The organism is Anaeromicropila herbilytica, from assembly GCF_016591975.1.
Lineage (GTDB): Bacteria > Bacillota > Clostridia > Lachnospirales > Lachnospiraceae > Anaeromicropila > Anaeromicropila herbilytica.
The window spans coordinates 758,371-779,507 of record NZ_AP024169.1; the positions used below are offsets into that span (position 1 = coordinate 758,371).

20 protein-coding genes are annotated in these 21,137 nt (G+C 33.7%); all 20 read left to right on the forward strand.

The window, feature by feature from the left end; genetic code table 11:
• The first annotated feature begins 478 nt into the window (after positions 1 to 478).
• Positions 479 to 1,381, forward strand: a complete 903-nt coding sequence (locus tag bsdtb5_RS03150) for a radical SAM protein (protein WP_271714602.1) — start codon at positions 479 to 481, stop codon at positions 1,379 to 1,381.
• Between the two features lie 225 nt (positions 1,382 to 1,606).
• Complete coding sequence (locus bsdtb5_RS03155; RefSeq protein ID WP_271714603.1) at positions 1,607 to 2,062, forward strand: hypothetical protein; 456 nt, start codon at positions 1,607 to 1,609, stop codon at positions 2,060 to 2,062.
• A 176-nt stretch (positions 2,063 to 2,238) separates the two neighbouring features.
• A complete protein-coding gene (locus bsdtb5_RS03160; RefSeq protein WP_271714604.1) occupies positions 2,239 to 2,790 on the forward strand; it encodes a TetR/AcrR family transcriptional regulator in 552 nt (183 codons plus the stop codon).
• 12 nt (positions 2,791 to 2,802) lie between these two features.
• A complete protein-coding gene (locus bsdtb5_RS03165; protein ID WP_271714605.1) occupies positions 2,803 to 3,750 on the forward strand; it encodes an alpha/beta hydrolase in 948 nt (315 codons plus the stop codon).
• 13 nt (positions 3,751 to 3,763) lie between these two features.
• Positions 3,764 to 5,152 (forward strand): MFS transporter, encoded by a 1,389-nt coding sequence (locus bsdtb5_RS03170; protein ID WP_271714606.1) that lies wholly within the window; start codon positions 3,764 to 3,766, stop codon positions 5,150 to 5,152.
• Between the two features lie 123 nt (positions 5,153 to 5,275).
• Complete coding sequence (locus tag bsdtb5_RS03175) at positions 5,276 to 6,265, forward strand: DUF4003 family protein (protein WP_271714607.1); 990 nt, start codon at positions 5,276 to 5,278, stop codon at positions 6,263 to 6,265.
• Positions 6,266 to 6,639: 374 nt separating this feature from the next.
• Positions 6,640 to 8,559: a carboxylesterase family protein gene (locus tag bsdtb5_RS03180; protein WP_271714608.1), complete on the forward strand. Its 1,920-nt coding sequence runs from the start codon at positions 6,640 to 6,642 to the stop codon at positions 8,557 to 8,559.
• 339 nt (positions 8,560 to 8,898) lie between these two features.
• The gene (locus bsdtb5_RS03185; protein ID WP_271714609.1) at positions 8,899 to 9,123 is read left to right on the forward strand and encodes a hypothetical protein; all 225 of its coding nucleotides are present in this window, start codon (positions 8,899 to 8,901) and stop codon (positions 9,121 to 9,123) included.
• A 275-nt stretch (positions 9,124 to 9,398) separates the two neighbouring features.
• Complete coding sequence (gene eno / locus bsdtb5_RS03190) at positions 9,399 to 10,682, forward strand: phosphopyruvate hydratase (RefSeq protein ID WP_271714610.1); 1,284 nt, start codon at positions 9,399 to 9,401, stop codon at positions 10,680 to 10,682.
• A gap of 145 nt (positions 10,683 to 10,827) precedes the next feature.
• Positions 10,828 to 11,664, forward strand: coding sequence for a protease inhibitor I42 family protein (locus bsdtb5_RS03195; RefSeq protein ID WP_271714611.1), 837 nt, complete (start codon positions 10,828 to 10,830; stop codon positions 11,662 to 11,664).
• 202 nt (positions 11,665 to 11,866) lie between these two features.
• Positions 11,867 to 12,709 carry a transglutaminase domain-containing protein gene (locus bsdtb5_RS03200; RefSeq protein WP_271714612.1) on the forward strand — a complete coding sequence of 281 codons (843 nt, stop codon included), beginning with the start codon at positions 11,867 to 11,869 and terminating at the stop codon, positions 12,707 to 12,709.
• Positions 12,710 to 13,101: 392 nt separating this feature from the next.
• The gene (gene ulaG / locus bsdtb5_RS03205; protein WP_271714613.1) at positions 13,102 to 14,205 is read left to right on the forward strand and encodes an L-ascorbate 6-phosphate lactonase; all 1,104 of its coding nucleotides are present in this window, start codon (positions 13,102 to 13,104) and stop codon (positions 14,203 to 14,205) included.
• A 27-nt stretch (positions 14,206 to 14,232) separates the two neighbouring features.
• The gene (locus bsdtb5_RS03210; protein WP_271714614.1) at positions 14,233 to 14,691 is read left to right on the forward strand and encodes a PTS sugar transporter subunit IIA; all 459 of its coding nucleotides are present in this window, start codon (positions 14,233 to 14,235) and stop codon (positions 14,689 to 14,691) included.
• 21 nt (positions 14,692 to 14,712) lie between these two features.
• The gene (locus bsdtb5_RS03215; RefSeq protein WP_271714615.1) at positions 14,713 to 16,197 is read left to right on the forward strand and encodes a PTS ascorbate transporter subunit IIC; all 1,485 of its coding nucleotides are present in this window, start codon (positions 14,713 to 14,715) and stop codon (positions 16,195 to 16,197) included.
• A gap of 37 nt (positions 16,198 to 16,234) precedes the next feature.
• Entirely contained in the window at positions 16,235 to 16,540 is a 306-nt protein-coding gene (locus tag bsdtb5_RS03220; protein WP_271714616.1) for a PTS sugar transporter subunit IIB, read from the forward strand.
• Positions 16,541 to 16,976: 436 nt separating this feature from the next.
• Positions 16,977 to 17,747, forward strand: coding sequence for a DeoR/GlpR family DNA-binding transcription regulator (locus bsdtb5_RS03225; protein WP_271714617.1), 771 nt, complete (start codon positions 16,977 to 16,979; stop codon positions 17,745 to 17,747).
• A gap of 47 nt (positions 17,748 to 17,794) precedes the next feature.
• Positions 17,795 to 18,640 carry an L-ribulose-5-phosphate 3-epimerase gene (locus bsdtb5_RS03230; protein WP_271714618.1) on the forward strand — a complete coding sequence of 282 codons (846 nt, stop codon included), beginning with the start codon at positions 17,795 to 17,797 and terminating at the stop codon, positions 18,638 to 18,640.
• 17 nt (positions 18,641 to 18,657) lie between these two features.
• Entirely contained in the window at positions 18,658 to 19,710 is a 1,053-nt protein-coding gene (locus bsdtb5_RS03235) for a hypothetical protein (RefSeq protein ID WP_271714619.1), read from the forward strand.
• Positions 19,711 to 19,770: 60 nt separating this feature from the next.
• A complete protein-coding gene (rpe, locus tag bsdtb5_RS03240) occupies positions 19,771 to 20,430 on the forward strand; it encodes a ribulose-phosphate 3-epimerase (RefSeq protein ID WP_271714620.1) in 660 nt (219 codons plus the stop codon).
• Positions 20,431 to 20,443: 13 nt separating this feature from the next.
• Positions 20,444 to 21,127, forward strand: coding sequence for an L-ribulose-5-phosphate 4-epimerase (locus bsdtb5_RS03245; protein ID WP_271714621.1), 684 nt, complete (start codon positions 20,444 to 20,446; stop codon positions 21,125 to 21,127).
• Positions 21,128 to 21,137 lie beyond the last annotated feature (10 nt).

Consider the following 21,137-nt stretch of genomic DNA (forward strand, 5'->3'; position numbering starts at 1 on the left):
TCAAACAGTGAACTTTTTCTATCTAAATCAAAGTGATAAAACATAAGTAGCTTCACAAACTCGTCAAAGTCACGACAATATAAAAGTTTGAATCATGTTAATTAATTTAAGTTACGCCTGAATTTATAAAGTATAGTATAGATTTCTGGGTGTGAAGGATGAGTTATTAAGCTTTCAAGTTACTCTTTGCATAGTGTGAAATAAAAGACTTCACACGTTGAATTTAGGCCTGCGAGCAAGTCGCAGGCATGTAGGCTAGTGTGACATAAAAAGAATTTCACACCCCTGATTTATCAGTTGCCAGAGCAAATTGACTTGTTCTAGTTATTTATTATACGACAAAAGAAAGCTTAAGAGCAATCATTTTTCTAATACAAGAGTAAACAAAAATATCGTGAAATGGAATATTGACGAAGTGGCAAATGTGGGTGTACCATGAGAAAATGAGTAGAAAATGGAGGGGAAGTATAAAACTAGTATGAATCAAAAACTATTATCAGATTGCACACTTTGTCCGAGGGAATGCCATGTAAATCGTATTCAGGGGAATGTAGGGTACTGTAAGATGACAGATGAAATTATGGTTGCAAGAGCAGCACTTCATATGTGGGAAGAACCTTGTATATCAGGAGAAGAAGGCTCAGGTACTGTGTTTTTCTCGGGATGTTCTATAGGATGTGTCTACTGTCAGAATCATAATATTGCTAGTGGAAATGCAGGAAAAAAGATTACTGTAGAAAGGTTATCAGACATTTTTCTTGAGTTACAGGCGAAGAAAGCGAACAACATTAATCTCGTAACACCAAGTCATTATGTCCCACAGATTATGGAAGCAATAGATATGTCAAGAGGTAAGGGATTGGACTTACCAATAGTCTATAACTGTAGCGGATATGAGAAAGTTGAAACTATCAAATTATTAAAGGGTTATGTAGATATTTATCTTCCAGACTTTAAATACATCAGTAAAGAACCGGCAGCAAAATATTCATATTGTGGTGATTATTTTACCTTTGCATCTAAAGCGATTAAGGAAATGGTGCAGCAGGTGGGAGAGCCAGCATTTGATAAGAGTGGAAGAATGAAAAAAGGAGTTATCGTCAGGCACCTGACTTTGCCAGGATATCTTGAAGATTCAATGAAGATCATTAAATACTTATTTGATACTTTTCGTCATTCTATCTATATTAGTATTATGAATCAATATACCCCTATAGCTGTGATAGAGAGGTATCCCGAATTGAATCGAACGATTACGGAGAGTGAATATGAAAAGCTTGTAGATTATGCGATAGATCTTGGATTAGAAAATGGATTTATTCAGGAGGGAGAGACGGCATCGGAGAGCTTTATACCGGAATTTAATGATGAAGGAGTATAAGACGTCTAAAGTTGGAAATGTCCAGGTTTAGACGTTTTCTTTCATTAATGGAAATGTTTTGTTATGAGCCATGCAGATTATTATGAGACTTATTGCTCGTTGTCATCAAGAATGGAAAATATTATAATAAAGGATGGTTTGGAGTGATCTCTAAACATTTTATAAGGAGCTCAATGGAATACATAAATAAAGAGATACAATTTAGAAAGAAGAGGATAATTATAAATGAAAAAATTAAATGAGAGTGACAAGAATGAATTATTAGGCCGAGCATTAAAGGATGGAGAGAACTATAAAGCAAAAGTCTGGGGATGTCTCATGGCAAATGCCAAGACAATAATGTTATTTGGTGCAATTGGCGGTGCGTTTTCAGGAGCGGCTGGGGCATTATCAAATGAATATTGTTATGTAGGGTTAACAGATTCCAAATTAGTATTCATTGTAATGAGAACAATGGATTGCTCCCAAGTAAAGGGCGCATTTGAGATTCCTTTTTCAAACATTGATCGTGTAAAAGTGAAAAAGAGTTTAATTCCAGGAAGACATGTTCTTAAAATCTACAGGGGTAAAGATTCCTTGAAACTTTCCTTGGTAACGAATACAATTGGAACTGATCTAAAGAATCAAAAAGAAGGTGTAGAAGCTATTCTAACGGATATGAGAAGAAGATATACGAAGTAAGATTAAGGTATCAAATTAGAGACTATGTTATTATTTATATTTTAACATAGTCTTTTTTGTTTGTATTTTCATAAAGGAAACTAATGAGAAAAAATAGTTTCTACATATTGACAAAATAGAATGCAAATATTATAGTTTAATTATACAATATTAACAATAAATGGAGGGGTAATATATTGAAACAACGAATTATTGAAGAATGTATTAGGTTGTTTAATGAAAAAGGGTGCCGATTTACACTAGATGATATTGTGCAAAGTCTTCGAGTGAGTAGAAAAACAATATATAAATATTTTCTAAGCAAGGATGATATATTTAAAGGCATTCTTGATGAGGCTTACGATGATATTCATATGAAGCAGAATCAAATCTTTCAGGATGATACGTTAACAATTTCAGAGAAGATGCTTGCGGTATGTACAATTGAGACTAAGTATGATAAGAAGATTAATTTAAATAGGATTTACGAATCCGAGCAACTAATTCCAGAAGTTTTTGATTATTTTATGGGTAAATATGAAAAAGGATGGGAGATTGTAGAAGAGCTGTTGGTAGAAGGAATTAAGGAAGGTGTCTTTGAGGATACAAGCATTCCTGTGGTAATAAGATTGCTTCAAAATGGAATGAAGATGCTTTGCCAAGGTAATTTTTTAGAGGAAAATAAGATTTCCTACAAGGAAGGACTTAATAAGGTTGTAACAATTATGATAAAGGGTATCACAAAATAAAGGTGGTAGAGAATGATGAATATTGTAGTTAATGTGGTTTTAGTTATAATCCTTTTCGCAATAATAGCAATGTTAATTGTATCATGGAAGCTTTCTAGCTTAGTAGTTGCACCAAAGACTTCTGATCCTGATAAATGCTATATAGATGAAATTGAGCTAGGGAAAATTGATAAAGATAATTACGAACGTACCTATAATAGAGAAGACTTTAAGGTACAGTCTGATTATGGTTATACATTATCAGGTACATATATCCCTAAAAATAAGGATAGTTCATTAAAGAATCAACCAGATAAAGTTGTTATCATTGTGCATGGATATACGTTTTGTCAATATGGAAGTGTGAAATATGTGGATATCTTTCGGAATTTAGGCTTTCATTGTGTAATTTATGATCATAGAAACCATGGCTATTCCGATAAAGCAACTACAACTATGGGATTCTATGAAGCACACGACTTAAAGCAAATCTCAGATTGGGTAAGAGAAAAGTTAGGAGCTGATACCATAATTGGTACTCATGGAGAATCTATGGGAGCTGCAACGGTTATGATGAATGCAGCGTTAGATGAAAAACTAGCATTTGTAATTGAAGATTGTGGCTATTCCAATTTAGGTGATCAACTAGCGTATAATATGAAAAAGTTTTATCACCTACCACGTTTCCCATTTCTTTATATGGCTAGTGTTATATCCAAGCTTCGAGGAGGAATCTATTTTCATCAGGTTATTCCTAAGAATGAGATTGCAAAGTGTGAGAAGATTCCAATGCTATTTATACATGGGGAAATAGATGATTTTGTTCCAAGTTATATGGTAAATGAGGTATATGAAGCGAAAAAAGGTTATCGAAGTAAGAAAACATTTGCAAATGCTACTCATGCAGAAAGTTATTGGAATAATCAAACGGAATATAGATTAGAAGTAGAAGAATTTTTAAAAGAAATTAATATTCTTTAAGGAGGATTTATAAGTGATAGAAGAGAAGGTATCATTAAAATCAAAGTTATGGCTTTCCGGAGCAGATGGTTTATGCGGAGTGTTATGTGGATTAATAACTGGAGGAGGCTTTACTGTTTTCTTCACAAGGTGGATGGGACTTGATTCAAAAAAAGCATCCCTTGTATGGCTATTATTTGGAATATGGAATGCAGTGAATGATCCGTTGTTTGGCTTTATTTCAGACAGAACAAAGTCCAAAATAGGGAGAAGACGTCCTTACATAAGATATGGTGCACCAATATATGCAGTCATTTTCGTATTATGTTGGATCAAATGGCCATTTGCAGGAAATCAATGGGGGATGTTCCTGCAGATGTTAATATCACTATTCTTATTTGATACGCTTTATACTTGTATTGCAACATCGCTTTATGTTATGCCATATGAAATTGCAATATCCAATAAGCAAAGAGGCTCTATCTTTATTTTTAAATTAATTTTTAGTTTATTTTCATTAGCTGTTCCATTAATTCTTATGCCAATGATTCAATTACAACCAGGAGAAGACCCATTAACGTTCCAATTAATTATGGCTGGTATTGGTATCATAGCAGGTGCGATTATCTTTTTCAGTACTTTTTTCTACTCAGAAAAAGGATATATCAAAGAAGAAGAGCAACCTAATTTTATTAAGGCATTGCTTATATGCTTTAAAAACAAACCATTTATTATATTTGAAACGATAAGCTTTACTGTAATATATATTCAGAACTCCCTATCACTTGGTGTGAATTATTATTTCCCTGAGCTTGGAATGTCAATGGTTCCATGCTATGGTGCACTTTTAGTAGGTGCTATCTTTGGAATTGTTTTATGGATTAACAAACAAATTGTATGGGGCGTACGTAAATGCGTGATGGTTATGTGTATTGTATTCTCCGTGGGTTGCTTTGCAATGGCATTCTTTGGTGGGGTTCTACCTGTTGCGGTACTAGGCTTCTTCACAGTTGGTTTTGGATTTGCAGGAGGAATGTATCTAATTCCATTAATGAATGGTGATGTAATTGACTATGATGAAAGCCTTACTTCTCTTAGAAGAGAAGGAATGTATGCAGGCGTAAATAGCTTAATTACAAAACCAGCTATGAGTATTGCTACAGCAGCATTCTTAACAATTATTGATATATTTGGCTATGATTCAACCTTAGAACTAGGAAAGCAATCAGCAAGTGCTGAAAGAGGTATCTTAATTGGCTGGATGTTAATTCCTGCAATTCTTTTACTACTATGCTTTTTAGCAATGTTTAAGTATACACTCAAAGGTGATAAATGGAATGAAACAAAGAATGAACTTGAGAAAATTCATAATGAGAAAGAAAAAGAGTACATAAAAAGCCTTGGATTCGAAGTGAACGAATAAGTAAAAAGTGCCCTAACATATGAATGTAATACACGAACTTACTTATTGACGTAAGAATAAGTTTGAGTATATATTATTATGTAATAGGTCCGCATCAACGTGGACAATAGGGAGGAAGTTAGTATGCAAGCTTCATTACAGAATCGTTGTGAACTTTTGGTTAAGAATAGAGATATGATTAAATCAAACTTTGCATGGGAAAGTTTTTATATACACCCAATGTGTGCTAGTATTTTCACGTCAAGGGATATTCTGGTGGATGTACCGAAGTTAAAACAGAGTGTAGAACTTATTAAGAAGAAGACGGGGTTCTTTTCTAATTTTAAGGGAACAACTAAATTAGCAACGGCATCTTTCTTAGCCCTTGATGAAGAACCAGAAGTTAAGATGGATAAAGTACTTAAGATACATGAACTTCTTAAAGAAGATTTTTATTCAAGTGCATATCTACCAATATCAGCAATGATGATAGCGGATATGGTAGAGCCAGATCGGTATCAACAGATAACACAAAGAACAAGACGTATTTATGACTTAATGAAAAGAGAACATCCTTTTCTGACTTCTAGTGAGGATTGTACCTATGCTACCATTCTTGCTCTTAGCGATATGGAAGATTCAAGTGCTTTAAGAGAGATGGAGAAATGCTATGAGATATTAAAACCACAGTTCTTTTCAGGTAATGCTGTACAGTCGCTTAGTCATGTATTAGCACTTGGAGAAGGTAGCGTGGAATATAAGTGTAACAGGGTTACGGAATTATATCAGAATCTAAAAGAGCGAGGATATAAATATGGAACTAGTTATGAATTAGCCACATTGGGAGTTTTAGCTAATTCTGATATTGAACTCTCGGAATTAACAAAGATTATGATCGAGGTTGATGAATACCTTCATACGAAGAAGGGATTTGGAGCATTAGGAGTAGGCGCAAAGCAGAGACTAATGTATGCGGGAATGTTGACAATGTGCGATATGGTTAATGAGAAGGTGAATAATTCAATGAATACGTCAGCAATGAATGGAATAGTTTCCATTATTCTTGCTCAAGAAGCTGCAATCTGTGCTTCTGTAGTAGCTGCTAGTGCAGCAGCTTCCGCTGCTTCTTGTTAAGTAGTAAACTCTTTATTATATATTCAATGTGATGCAAAAACGTAGCATAGAATTGCAAATTGAGCATATTGGATAAGTTTGAATAATATAATTGACAAATTATTGTACTAAATGTATAATAAAAATATATTGAGTAAGGATTGTTACTGTTATTTCAGGCAAAACCAAATTCAAAAAAGCTAGGGGAATTATGCTTTTTTGTATTTGGTTTTTTTATTTCTCTTATTCAGTATAAAGTTAATAATATGTACCGGGCATATTAATCTAACTTATTAATCATTTGATTTCAGTCAAAATTTGCGCAAAAGAGGACAGAATAACAAGAAGAGTTGAGAAGAAACTATCGTTGATTTGTACACAACAGGAGGAGATTTATGGGGAAGATACAAAAAAAGATAATAGCTCTATTACTAGTATTTACGTTAGTTTTTGGTTTTAATAATGTGAGTGATGCAAGTACAGTAACAAAACCAACAAAGCTTAATTGGTTAACAACAATGGTCTCAGGAGATACTGCTACTTTTTCTATTAAGGATGCTACAGGTTATACCGTTACTTGGAAATCGAACCAGACAAAAGTTCTAACTGTTGGTAAAAAGACTGGATTAGTAACTGCGTTGAAAGTTGGTACAGCAAAAATAACTGCAACTTTAGTAAAAGGTAAGAAGAAAGTTACATTATCCGACACGATTAAGGTGAAGGAAGCTCAAAATACCGTAGTAAATACAGAGTTTGGTAAAGTAAAAGGTGCTAAAAATGGTAGAAATGTAACTTGGTATGGTGTGCCATATGGAGCTGAACCAATTGGGGATTTAAGATGGAGTAACCCAGTAGATCCAACAAAATGGGAGGGTTCATTAGATTGTACCACGAAGGAAGAAGTAGCCTTACAGTATTCAGCTGCTAGTAAGAAAGTGGTAGGAACAACAGATTCATTGAATCTAGATATCTATACGACAAATGAAAAACGTTCCGATCTACCAGTGTTTGTATTCTTTCATGGTGGCAATAACCAGACGGGTTCATCTTATGGTGATCTTACTGGAACCGATATGGTAATCAACCAAGATTGTATTGTAGTAAGTGTAAACTATCGTCTTGGATTATTAGGTTTCAATTGCTTACCAGCATTGCAGACACAAGAAGGTTCTACTGGCAATTATGGATTATTAGATATGCAGAAATCTTTACAATGGGTGAAAGACAATATCAAACAATTTGGTGGAAACCCTAATAATATCACAATATCTGGCCATTCTGCAGGTGGTAGAGATGTAATGGTGATGTTGATATCACCTATATTTAAAGGATTATTTCAGAAAGCAATTGTTAGTAGTGGTGGAATGACAACAAGTGATGTCACAACAAGTGCCTCACAAATTGCTTCCATTCTTGCACCAATGGCTGTTGAAGATGGAAAGGTTACAACTTTAGAACAAGGAAAAGCATGGCTTTTGACAAATGGTAGTGATGTAAAGGATTATCTATATTCATTATCCTCTGAAAGATTAATGGCCGCGATTGGTGATGCAGGAATCAGAATGAGTGCATTTCCACATCTATATGCTGATGGAGTAACAATTCCAAAAGAAGGATTCCAAACGAAAGTATACAATCAAGTACCTGTAATTATGATTACAGGATCAGATGAATTCTCAGCATTTAACAATGGTAGCGCTTATACCGATGGTAGCATTCAAAGTGATGAACTTACTGCAGCGAAAGCATTCGGTAACAAATATGGAAGTCAGATGTATGGATATTTTAATACAACTGCATCAGCACAAAGTATGCTTGCGAACGGATATAAGTCACCAATCTATTTAATGGATTGCAACTTTGGTCATGATAGAGTGGTATGGCCTGAGATGGCGTACGGATCTTATCATGGTGTTATCTTAAGCTTAATTGATAAAAGTTCAGCATTTCGTTCTTATTTTCCAACAGCATATACAACTGCTGGAGCGAATCAGCTAGGAACAATTGCAGACAACTATATGAAAGATTTCTTATGGAGTAAAGTTGGAGATCCAAATAGTGCAAAGAAAGTAAATTGGTCTAAGTATACAACTACCAATTCAAAATGGTTAGTTTTAGATGCTGATAGAAATGTAGCATCAGCTACTATGAAGAATATAGATATTACATCTTATAATCAAGTATTTAACGCATTGGATGCAGATTCAACAATCTCATCAGCTGCTAAAGCGTCAGTGATTAAGACCGTATTAAATGGTCGTTGGTTTAGCAAGGAACTAGATAGCCGATATAGCAATATCAGTTTATGGAAGTAATGATTTGTTATCGGTTAGGAGGAAAATAAGGGTGTATGATATTTGATTAAAGGAACTAATAATAACTTATAAAAGATATCAATATTACTTAAAAAGTACTTCTTTCATTAGGCATATATTCTTGATGTCCTATTGAAGGAAGTATTTTTGCATTAAAGATGTATGAGGATTATAGCATAGAAACATATTGAACAGATTGTATTCAGAAATATTTTATGCTAAGATTATCATGTTTTAAATGTTATATCTTGATATGAAGATAATGTGTTGCCTAAGATAATCATAATAGATGATGCAGCTATATAAAATCCAAATGATATGAGAGGGGAAAATAGTACTATGAATCCAGCCAAAATATTAAAGATGAAGAAAGCGTGGGATACCTTTACGAATAATCATCCAATGCTACCAAAATTCTTAAGTGCAGTTAAGAATAAGGGGCTTGAAGAAGGAACAATTATTGAAATGAATATAACAACTACCTCTGGTGAGGTATTGAAATCCAATATAAAACTTACTGCTTCTGATATAGAGTTAATGAAAGAGTTACAAAGGTTATCATAATTCAAACTTCTCAGTTAATAAGTATGTTGAAATTTGATAAATTCAGAGGTTAGGTTATCTAAAAATGCTTCTACTAAAGATATGTTAAACGTACATTTCTTTGATAGAAGCATTTTTAAATAAAAAATTAATAGATAATTAAAATGTTGATTGATATTATTCTGTTATTGATAAAAATTATCAGATAATTAATTGCATAATTTTAGATTATCTGTTAAAATATAGTTAGTTAGAAGAGACTAACTACAATATTAATATAGAAAGGAAGTTTATATATGAACTATTTAGAGATTGAAAAGGTAATAGGACGTGAAATTATTGATTCTAGAGGCAATCCAACAGTGGAAGCAGAAGTCTATCTAGTGGATGGTACTATCGGAAGAGGTGCAGCACCTAGTGGAGCTTCCACTGGGGAATTCGAAGCATTGGAATTAAGAGATGGCGATAAGAATAGATTTGGTGGAAAAGGCGTATTAAAAGCGGTAAATAACATAAATACAATCATTAATCATACTTTAGTGGGGGCAGATGCATCTGATATTTATGCAATTGATAAGCTAATGATACAGGCAGATGGTACTAAGGATAAATCAGTATTAGGAGCAAATGCTATACTGGCAGTTTCAATTGCGACTGCAAAAGCGGCAGCAGCATCATTAGATATTCCACTTTATCGTTTCCTTGGTGGGCTTAACGCAAATCGACTACCAGTACCAATGATGAATATTTTAAATGGTGGAGCACATGCAGCCAATACAGTGGATGTTCAAGAATTTATGATCATGCCAGTGGGGGCAAGCACTTTCAAAGAAGGTCTTAGATGGTGTACAGAAGTATTTCATACACTAGCAGCGTTATTAAAATCGAGAGGATTAACTACATCAGTTGGTGATGAAGGAGGATTTGCACCAGATCTTGCAAGTGATGAAGAAGCCATCGAACTTATTCTAGAAGCTATTACGAAAGCTGGATATGAAGCAGGAAAAGACTTTGTATTAGCCATGGATGCAGCATCAAGTGAGTGGAAAGGCGAAAGTAAAGGAGAATACATACTTCCTAAAAGTGGTATGAAGTACACATCAGAGCAACTAGTCGCTCATTGGAAGGATCTTTCAACTAAGTATCCAATATATTCAATTGAAGATGGGCTTGATGAAGAAGACTGGGAAGGCTGGAGGTTTATGACGAAGGAATTGGGTAATAAGGTGCAATTAGTAGGCGATGACTTATTTGTTACTAATACGGAACGTCTAAGGAAAGGAATTGATTTAGAATGTGGTAATTCAATTCTTATCAAATTAAATCAAATTGGAACCGTATCCGAAACACTAGAAGCAATTAAAATGGCACATAAAGCGGGGTATACTGCAATAGTATCTCATCGTTCAGGTGAAACAGAGGATACAACCATTTCTGATCTAGCAGTTGCTCTTAATACATGCCAGATTAAGACTGGTGCACCAAGCAGAAGTGAACGTGTAGCAAAATATAATCAATTGTTACGTATTGAAGAAGAGCTTGGAGAGAGTAGTGTATATCCAGGAATGGATGCTTTTTAATAAGATAAAATATTTTTAAGAGATGCAACCTTTTCCGTTCCTGATTAGTGTTATAGGTGAATGGATAAAAAATGAAATAATTAAACCAGAGAATTGCTAGCTATATATCTAAAATGCTAATTTGGAAAAGGAAAGGTAAATGATTATGAGAAAAGAAGAAAAAATAAAAAAAGTAGACAAAGTAGGAAAAGTTAAAAAAATAATTGCAGTATCGATGTGTTCTATATGTTGCTTATCATTAGGAAGTACAGCGATCCCTGGAAAAGTATATGCAAAAGATTCTAATCTAGTATCTGCAGATGAAAGCAACAGCGTAACTGAAGATAATAATCTAGTAGGTGTTCCAGCTCAGAAAGTATGGACTTTTAAATCTCTTAAAGCTGGAACATATAAGGTTACATTTTCATATGCAAGGGATTGGGAACAGAACGTAAAAGCTGAAGAAACTGTAACTTATCAAATAAAGGTTATAAAGAAAATTAAAACTAATAACAGTAAAAAAAATAAACGTAAATCAGCAAATGACATTGTAATATTACAAAAGGATGCCGTAAATGAAGTGCAAGTTGGACAAAAATTCAGCGTAAAACTTATGGAGAATACATCAACAGGTTATACTTGGAATTATAAGTTAGACAACGATTCTGTTAAATTAATAGAGGAGTTGAGTGTTGAGACCTTAAATAAAGACACAAAAGCTTCAGTAACAGTAGGAGAAGAATTCAATATTATACTATCCGAAAATGGATCTACAGGATATTCATGGGCCTACAAAATAGATCATCAAGGGTTGGAATTAACAAATGAGGATACAATTAATACAAATTCAGATTCTAATATAGTAGGTGCACCATATGATAAAGTCTGGACATTCAAGGCTAAGAAAGCAGGAGAATATACAATTACATTCTCATATTCTAGACCATGGGAGAAAGAAACACCACCAATTAATACGGTAACGTATAACATAGTTGTAAAATAACCATATTATCATAATGGTTTATTGAAGTAATAAAAACTAAATAAAATGTATCAAATAGAAAATCTAATTAAACCTAGGCAACTAAGATTGCCTAGGTTTTTTGAATAATTTAAGGATATTTGACGAAAAAAGAATTAAATATTGACTTAGAGTAGGCTTTAGATGTTATACTAATATCATTACAAAGATAAAGGAGAAAGCCATGAATATAAAATTAAGAAAAAAAGGGATATCCATCATTGCTACTCTAATACTTGTTTCGATATTAGGTTGTGGGATTAAGGTTCAAGCAAAAACATATAATACAGAGCAAGAAATTATCAACGAGATTAGAAAAAATTTATTAGCTAGGGATAAACAATTTACAATTAATATTAGTGCTGATATGGCGAATAAAATGGGTTCGAATAGCCAGAAGTTAATAAGTAAGGCCATTACAATTGATAAGTCATCAACAGCGAAAGATGCAGATTATCTAGCTTATTCATATAAAAATTATAGAATTCAATGGGAAATCATTGGTTCATCTGCTACTTTAACCTATAACATTGATTATTATCTTAATTCAACACAAGAACAGCAAGTTGACAATAATGTGAAGAGCATATTAAAGAAGTTAAATCTTAGTAATGCAAGCGACTACAAAAAAGTGAAAGCAATTCATGACTATATTATTAAATCTGCAATATACGATGAGACATATTCTAGATATACAGCATATGATATTTTTGTTAACAAGACAGCAGTATGTCAGGGATATACCTTAGCAGCATATCGGTTATTCACTGAGGCAGGACTTAAATCTAAGATTATTACTGGATATGCAAAGGGAGGATCCCACGCATGGAATATTGTAAAAGTAAATGGAAAGTGGTACAACATTGATTTAACTTGGGACGATCCATTAACATATAATAGAAAGCAGGTCCTAAGATATGATTATTTTTTAAAAAATGATAAAGATTTTAGTGATCATATTAGGGATACAGAATTTACAACGAAAGATTTTTTAAGTAAATATGCAATTACAAGCAAGAGCTATTAATATAACGAAAAAGATTGGCTTAGCATTTGGTATTTTCCAGATGCTAAGCTTTTATTTTACTCTTTTATTAGAACGTATATAATGTTCTAATTCTGGAAAGATAGTCTTAAATCTGATAAAACAAACATAAAACATATAAAACAATCATATAAAAATATTATAATAATATAATAAAAAGATGTAAACATAGAAGAATATTCAAATTTAAGGATGGAAAGTACTTTATAATGTACGATTTGCATAAAAAAGTATTGAAATTAAGTACAAACATTACAAAAAAATAAATATATATGAAAAATACTTGTGCAAAATTATGATTCATGATATTATATGTTCATAAGCAAGTAACAATCATTTAAACAATCGTAAAACGAACATAAAGGAGAGAAGATATGAGCAAAGTGAACGAAATTACAAGAGAAAGTTGGATCATGAGTACTTTCCCAGAATGGGGAACTTGGTTAAACGAAGAGATTGAAAATGAAGTAGTAGAGCCAGGAAATGTAGCAATGTGGTGGTTAGGATGTACTGGACTCTGGGTAAAGACACCTCAAGATTGCAATATTACAATTGATCTCTGGTGTGGTAATGGAAAGCGTACACATGGTAACGGGAAAATGGCTGTCGGACATCAGATGGCTAATATGTGTGGAGCAAGAACAATGCAACCAAATTTAAGAGCAGTTCCATTTGTTATTGATCCATTTGGAATTAAAAAAGTAGATGCGGTATTAGCTACTCATTATCATCAAGATCATATGAGCGTAGAATATGCAGCACATGTAATTCAAAGTGATATGAAGACAACAGATGAGAATGGAAAGGAAATTCCAGTTCCATTTATTGGACCAAAGAAATCGGTTGAGTTATGGCAAAAGTGGGGGGTACCAGCAGAACGTTGTATTACTGTAAAACCAGGTGATGTTATTAAAATGAAGGACATTGAAATAGTTGCATTAGATTCCTTTGACCGTACTTGTTTAGTAACAACAGATAAAACTGGAGAAGACAGAGAAGAACTTACAGGTGTATGCCCAACAGATATGGATGACAAAGCGGTTAACTACTTAATTAAAACTCCAGGAGGTAATATATACCATAGTGGTGATTCACATTATTCAATTTATTTTGCAAAACATGGGAAAGACTATGACGTAGATGTTGCATTTGGTTCATATGGAGAGAATCCAATTGGTATGGCAGATAAGATGACATCAATTGATATTCTAAGAATGGCTGAGTCATTACAGTGTAAAGTAGTAATTCCAATTCACTATGATGTATGGTCCAATTTTATGGCGGACGTAAACGAGATTAAAGTTTTATATGATATGAAGAAAGATCGTCTTGATTATAAATTCCATCCATTCTTCTGGGAAGTTGGAGGAAAGTATACGTATCCAGCAGATAAAGATAAAAAAGCATATCATCACAGAAGAGGATTTGAAGATTGTTTTGAAGCACCACAGAATATACCATTCCGTTCTTTACTATAATAAAAAATATTAGATTGGGGGAAAGACATGCTAAAAAAATTTGTAGATAATAAGCATTATAAGTTTGCAGAGGAAGCGAAAGATTGGAAAGATGCTATTCGCATGAGCTGTGAACCATTAGAAGCAGATGGAACTGTTGAAGCGAATTACAAAGAAGATATTATAGCTTGTGTTGAAAAATACGGTCCATATATCGTAATAATGCCAGATGTAGCAATGCCACATTCCCAGGAGGGTGCGGTTGGAGTTAATAAAACAGCAATCAGTTTTATGAAACTAAATAAAGCAGTGAGCTTTGATCCAGAGGATAAAGAAAAGGATGCAAGACTATTCTTTACACTAGCGTCTTGTAATCCAGACCAACATTTAGAAAACATGGCAAAGCTATCTGAGATGCTAATGAATGATGAACTAATTGCTGATCTACTAGAAGCAAATAATGAGATGGATTTACTTGCAATTTACAATAAATATAATAACGAGTAGAAGACAAGGGAGGAAAAAATTATGGATATCTTGATGACGATATGGAATTATTTTGCTACAAATGTTCTTCAACAACCAGCTTTTATGATAGGTCTAATAGTTATAATCGGGTATATATTACTTGGAAAGCCTTGGTACGACGTATTAGCAGGAGCAATCAAAGCAATCGTAGGTTATTTAATATTAACGGTTGGTTCATCAGGTCTTGTAACTAATTTCCGTCCTGTATTAGTTGGTTTAAAAGATCGATTTAATATGGACGCGATGGTTATTGACCCCTACTTTGGACAAAATGCAGTTACAGCCGGAGTAGAAGAGGTATTTGGTAAAGGTTTTGGACAAGCCATGATTCTATTACTAATTGCATTTATTGTAAACATTTTATTAGTTCGTTTTAGTAAAGTTACAAAATTACGTGCATTATTTACAACTGGTCACGTTCAAGTGCAACAAGCAGCTACTGCATATTGGTTAATTATGTTTGCTTGCCCATTCTTATTAAAGAGTAATCTACAATTACTAATTGTAATGGCATTGGTATTAGGTATGTACTGGGCAGTTGGTTCAAATTTAACAATTAAACCATGTCAAGAGATTACAGATGGTGCTGGATTCTGTATGGCGCATCAACAGATGTTTGGTATTGCTATTAACTATTGGTTAGCTGAAAAATTATTTGGTAAAAAGAAAAATGGTAAAGAAGTAAAAAAATTAGAAGATGTTGAATTGCCAGGATTTATGTCTATCTTCAATGAAAACATGGTATGTACTTCAATCCTAATGCTTATCTTCTTTGGAGCTATTCTAACAATCTTAGGAAAAGATTACTTAATAGCACAAAAATTCATGTTAGAAACAGATAGTATGGTGTTCTATGTTATTAAAACATGTTTATACTTCTCAGTATATTTAGCAATTTTACAATTAGGTGTTCGTACATTCGTAACAGAATTAACACAATCTTTCCAAGGTATTGCAAATAAATTATTACCTGGATCTATTCCTGGAGTTGACTGTGCTGTAATTTATGGATTTGGTGCTGCAAATGCTGTTCCATTAGGATTCTTAGCAGGTTTTGCTGGTCAAATTATCGCAATTGCACTATTAATCGCACTTAAGAGTCCAGTGCTTGTAATCTGTGGATTCGTTCCAGTATTCTTTGATAATGCTACAATTGCTGTATTTGCAAATGAAAAAGGTGGAGTAAAAGCAGCATTGATTCTTCCATTTTTCTCAGGCTTATGCCAAGTATTTGGATCTGCTATTATCGCAGGTTGGGTAGGAATGGCAGCTTACGGTGGATATCTAGGAATGTGGGATTGGGCAGTAGTATGGCCAGTTATGACTGGAGTAATGAAGTATTTAAGCTATGGTGGTATCGCTCTTATTGTCATTGTATTAGCAATTATTCCACAGTTACAATATCGTAAAGACAAAGAAGGATATTTCTTAATTACAGAAGATTATGAAGCTTATAAGGAAAAGAAAGCAGGGAAGGTAGCTTAATAGAAACTGATAGACTATTAGAATAGGAGAATGGAATATGAGTAAAGAGAATTTAACTTTTTTAGTATGTTGTGCAAATGGTGCTGGTTCAAGTCTTATGATGAAAATGACAATGGAGAAAGTTCTAAAAAAAGTTGGTCTTACTCCTTCAAAGATTCATCACTGTGCAATATCCGAAGGTAAAAGTGCAGCTTCTCAATATGATGTAGTATTTTGCGCACAAAATTTTCTAAGTAGTTTTAAAGATGCAGAGGCAAAAGGAACAAAAGTAATTGGCTTAAGAAATATTATGTCACCTCAAGAAATTGAAGAAAAAATGAAGGAACATGGTTTGATTCAATAATTGTAACTTATATAGTAATTAAATTAGGGGATTCTCATTGGCTAGTGAGAATCCCTAAACTCTCAATCCTTTGTACTATGTTACACTCCCCATATACTTAATAATAGATTATCCATAACCAATCAGTTATTTTAAGATATTCTCGAGGATTTCTGGCTGTTATTAAATTTAAAAATAACAGTGATTGAATAGTCATTGAACAGTCATAATATCCTAAAAATAGGAATGACTTAAATCTAAGATACTGCTATAATGTAATAAAATATGTAACTGTTCAGAGCCAAGCAAATTTATATAAAAACATGCGTTGAATGCTTGCATTCATAAGAAGGTTTTTATATAAAATTATTTGGCGGATACGCCACACTGAGGAAATGCGTAGCATTTTCGAAGTTGGCTCTGAACAGTTACTAAAATATAAGGATAGGGTAAGTCTATGAAAAGAGAACAAAAATGTGTAGATGATAGAAGAAATCAAATATTAGACATTATAAATAATAATGCTGAGATTAAAGTAAATGAGTTAGCGAAGATGCTTAATGTATCATTGATTACAATTAGAAGGGACCTTCAATATCTTGATGATAAGAAGCTTCTAGTACGAACTCATGGGGGAGCCGTAATGGCAGAAACTGAAGCAATTGAAGAAGATGAATTAAGTCTTTATCGAAGATTAATCGCCCAGTTCGCAGCTACATTGGTAGAGGATGAAGACACTTTGTTTATTAACACAAGCCGTAATGCATTGCAGATGTTAAAATACGTGAAAAGTAGTAACGTTACTGCAATAACAAATAACGGAAAAGTGATGAACCATGATTATGAAGCAAGTCTTAATGTAATCTTAACAGGAGGAGAATTAAGGTATCCGAAATACGCGATGGTAGGAGATTATGCAATTCGTAGTCTTCAGACCGTATTTGCAAAGAAAGCATTTGTTGGGTGTTCTGGTATCACTCCAGATGCAGGAATGATGACTGAGATTGCGAATGAGGTAAGCATCAATGAGATTATGGTTAATCATACAACAACAGAAGTATATGTGTTAGCGGATCATACCAAGATTGGTAAACGGAGTGGATTCACTAGTTGTGCTCTTGATAAGATTGATTATCTTATTACTGATGAAAAGGCACCAGAAGAAGTACTTAATATAATAAGGAATAAAGGTGTAAAGGTTTATCAAGTGCATAAAGAAGAGTTTTAGTAAATTACTATATTAACATAGCTGTCTTACATTGTATGGAGGCATATATGGAAAAAGCATACACATTAGGATTATATGAAAAGTCTATGCCATCATTCCTTAGCTGGAAAGAAAAATTAATTGCAGCAAAAAATGCGGGTTATGACTTTGTTGAAATAAGTATTGACGAAACAGAAGAAAAATTAAGCAGACTCGATATGACAAAAGAGGAACGTCTTGATATTGTACGTCTGATGGTTGAGGTTGGAATTCCAATCAGAACCATGTGCCTTAGTGGACATCGCAAATATCCATTAGGAAGTAATGATCCATCCATATGCAAGCGTGGAATGGAGATTATGCAAAAGGCTATTGGGTTAGCAGATGACCTTGGAATAAGAATTATCCAATTAGCAGGTTATGATGTGTATTATGAAGAATCTAGTGTTGAGACAAAAAAACGATTCTTAAGCAATTTAAAGCTTGTAGCAAATATGGCTGAAAAAGCAGGTGTTGTATTAGGTTTTGAGACAATGGAAACCGAATTTATGAACACGGTTGAAAAAGCAATGAAATATGTTACCTTAGTAGGTTCTTCCTATCTAAAAGTCTATCCAGATATCGGTAATATCACAAATGCAGCGACTACATATAAAGCAGATGTACTCGAAGATCTTTATATGGGAAAAGGTAATCTAGTTGCAATGCATTTAAAAGAGACGGTACCAGGAAAGTTTAGAGAGATACCTTTTGGAACTGGACATGTTAATTTTGAAGAAGCAGTAGAAGTGGCTTGGAAATTAGGTGTTCGCAAATATGTCGCAGAATTTTGGTATACGGGCAATGAACAATGGGAAGAGGATCTGGTCTTTGCAAATAAAATGCTTAGTAATATACTGAACAAACAAAATTAGACAGAGAGGTAACATATATGAAAATAGAAAAAAAAGTAATCTCAAATTTATCAAAATGTTATTCTATAGCCCCACTCACATATAAAGGAACAGAACATATTCTTATAGCTGCAGAAAAGGTAGATCGCTGTCTATTATTTGATTTAGATGGTAACTTAGAAGATACCGTATTTAGCGAACCTGGTGGCGTAATGAGTATGGTTCAAGTTCCTGGTTCGGATGGGCAATTCTTAGCAACTCATAAGTTTTATTCTCCAAATGATTCAAAAGAAGCAAAAATCGTAATTATCACTCCAATAGATAAAGGAAATTGGGAAGTTAGAACATTAGTTGAGCTTCCTCATGTACATCGATTTGACATCGTAAGTAGAAGTGGTGTGAATTATCTCATTGCATGTACATTAAAATCTGGTCATGAATATAAAGATGATTGGTCGAACCCTGGAAAAGTATATGCTGCTGTTTTGCCAAATGACTTAAGCAAATTTGATGAGGAACATCAGCTACAATTGACCGTAATCAAAGACAATATGCTTAAAAATCATGGATATTACCGCGTGAATGAAAAAGGTATTGATACTAGCGTAGTTTCTGCAGATTGCGGAGTATTCCAGTTTATACCGCCGAATAATCAAGCTTCAGACTGGGAGGTAAAAGAATTATTAAGCACTCCTGCAAGTGATGCGGTATTAGTCGACTTTGATAATGACGGAGAAAAGGAACTAGCTGTACTTTCTCCTTTTCATGGTGATCAGATAAGTATCTACAAAAAGAAAAAAGGAACTTATGAATTAGAATATCAGTATGAAAAGAAAGCAGAATTTACTCATGCAATCTATGGAGGTAATCTTTGTGGAAAACCGTCACTAATTGTTGGACATAGACAAGGCGAAAGAAATCTTATTGTATTTACCTATAATGAAAATGAGAAAAAGTATGAGTCACAAATTATAGACAAAGATTGTGGCCCAGCCAATGTTTATCGATATGTGAATGAGGATAAGGATATTCTTATAGCAACAAATCGCGAGATAGATGAAGTAGCCATGTATATTTTACAAGAGGAATGATTAAGAATAAGTGAAAATCTTATTTATATAAACTTAAAAATAGAAAGGCAGTGGTATTGTTTGATTAAATTACTTCCATCCATTCTCTCAGCGGATTTTGCAAATTTAGAGAAAAATCTTAAAGTTATTGAAAATGCAGGAGTTGATATGGTTCATATCGATGTGATGGACGGAGTATTTGTGCCAAGTATATCATTAGGCATGCCAGTAATACAGTCCATAAGGAAAGTGAGTTCGTTATGCTTTGACGTTCATCTAATGGTAGTTGATCCAGAAAGATATATTGAGGATATCGTTGCGGCAGGTGCTAATATTGTTGGAGTTCATGTTGAAGCATGTAAGCATTTGCATAGAACAATCATGCAGATAAAAGAGGCAGGAGCAAGGGCATGTGTTGTATTAAATCCTGCAACACCGTTAGAGAAATTAGAATATGTCTTAGAAGAGGTAGATACAGTATTAATAATGACGGTAAATCCGGGTTTTGGTGGACAATCTTATATACCATCCATGACAAGAAAGATTCGCAAATTAAGAGAAATGATACTAGAAAATGACTTAAATGTGAAGATTCAAGTGGATGGAGGAATAAAATTAACTAATGTAAGAGAGGTCTTGGAAGCTGGAGCTGATTACATTGTTGCTGGTTCATCAGTATTTGGAGAAAATGCTGAAGAACAAGTAAAGGAATTTCATAAAATATTCAAAGAGTATCAGTAGGAGGAGAGATTATATGCTAGAGGAATTAAAAAAACGAGTGTATGAGGCAAATATGCTACTACCTAAATATGGTCTAGTAACATTTACCTGGGGGAATGTTAGCGAAATTGATCGTGAGAGCGGATGTTTCGCAATTAAGCCAAGTGGGGTAGAGTATGAGTTATTAAAGCCAGAAGATATGGTAATTGTAGACCTGAATGGAAAGGTAGTAGAAGGAAATTATAAGCCCTCCTCAGATACTGCAACTCATATTGAACTATATAGAGCATTTCCTACAATTGGTGGAGTTGTTCATACACATTCTTCATGGGCAACAAGTTGGGCCCAAGCAGGAAGAGAGATTCCATGCTATGGTACAACCCATGCTGATTACCTATATGGAGCCATTCCATGTGTAAGAAATCTAACCGAAGAAGAATTAAAGGATTATGAGAGAAATACAGGCATCTTAATCGCAGAAGAATTTATGAAAAATGATTATAAAGCTATGCCAGCAGTCTTGTGTAAGAATCATGGACCATTTACCTGGGGGAAGGATGGATTCGAGGCAGTTCATAATGCAGTAGTGTTAGAAGAAGTAGCTAAGATGGCAGCAAGATGTGAACTTATTAATTCACAGGTTACACCTGCTCCACAAGAGTTGCTGGATAAACATTATTATAGAAAACATGGCGCAAATGCATATTACGGACAATAGGAGGACAAGT

What these genes read in the sequence shown, in the direction of transcription:
- bsdtb5_RS03180 (WP_271714608.1), top strand. Translation starts at nt 6,640, where the DNA reads ATGGGGAAGATACAAAAAAAGATAATAGCTCTATTACTAGTATTTACG.
- bsdtb5_RS03200 (WP_271714612.1), top strand. Translation starts at nt 11,867, where the DNA reads ATGAATATAAAATTAAGAAAAAAAGGGATATCCATCATTGCTACTCTA.
- ulaG (WP_271714613.1), top strand. Translation starts at nt 13,102, where the DNA reads ATGAGCAAAGTGAACGAAATTACAAGAGAAAGTTGGATCATGAGTACT.
- bsdtb5_RS03185 (WP_271714609.1), top strand. Translation starts at nt 8,899, where the DNA reads ATGAATCCAGCCAAAATATTAAAGATGAAGAAAGCGTGGGATACCTTT.
- bsdtb5_RS03220 (WP_271714616.1), top strand. Translation starts at nt 16,235, where the DNA reads ATGAGTAAAGAGAATTTAACTTTTTTAGTATGTTGTGCAAATGGTGCT.
- bsdtb5_RS03195 (WP_271714611.1), top strand. Translation starts at nt 10,828, where the DNA reads ATGAGAAAAGAAGAAAAAATAAAAAAAGTAGACAAAGTAGGAAAAGTT.
- bsdtb5_RS03245 (WP_271714621.1), top strand. Translation starts at nt 20,444, where the DNA reads ATGCTAGAGGAATTAAAAAAACGAGTGTATGAGGCAAATATGCTACTA.
- bsdtb5_RS03235 (WP_271714619.1), top strand. Translation starts at nt 18,658, where the DNA reads ATGAAAATAGAAAAAAAAGTAATCTCAAATTTATCAAAATGTTATTCT.
- bsdtb5_RS03165 (WP_271714605.1), top strand. Translation starts at nt 2,803, where the DNA reads ATGATGAATATTGTAGTTAATGTGGTTTTAGTTATAATCCTTTTCGCA.
- bsdtb5_RS03210 (WP_271714614.1), top strand. Translation starts at nt 14,233, where the DNA reads ATGCTAAAAAAATTTGTAGATAATAAGCATTATAAGTTTGCAGAGGAA.
- bsdtb5_RS03215 (WP_271714615.1), top strand. Translation starts at nt 14,713, where the DNA reads ATGGATATCTTGATGACGATATGGAATTATTTTGCTACAAATGTTCTT.
- bsdtb5_RS03150 (WP_271714602.1), top strand. Translation starts at nt 479, where the DNA reads ATGAATCAAAAACTATTATCAGATTGCACACTTTGTCCGAGGGAATGC.
- bsdtb5_RS03230 (WP_271714618.1), top strand. Translation starts at nt 17,795, where the DNA reads ATGGAAAAAGCATACACATTAGGATTATATGAAAAGTCTATGCCATCA.
- bsdtb5_RS03155 (WP_271714603.1), top strand. Translation starts at nt 1,607, where the DNA reads ATGAAAAAATTAAATGAGAGTGACAAGAATGAATTATTAGGCCGAGCA.
- bsdtb5_RS03175 (WP_271714607.1), top strand. Translation starts at nt 5,276, where the DNA reads ATGCAAGCTTCATTACAGAATCGTTGTGAACTTTTGGTTAAGAATAGA.
- bsdtb5_RS03225 (WP_271714617.1), top strand. Translation starts at nt 16,977, where the DNA reads ATGAAAAGAGAACAAAAATGTGTAGATGATAGAAGAAATCAAATATTA.
- eno (WP_271714610.1), top strand. Translation starts at nt 9,399, where the DNA reads ATGAACTATTTAGAGATTGAAAAGGTAATAGGACGTGAAATTATTGAT.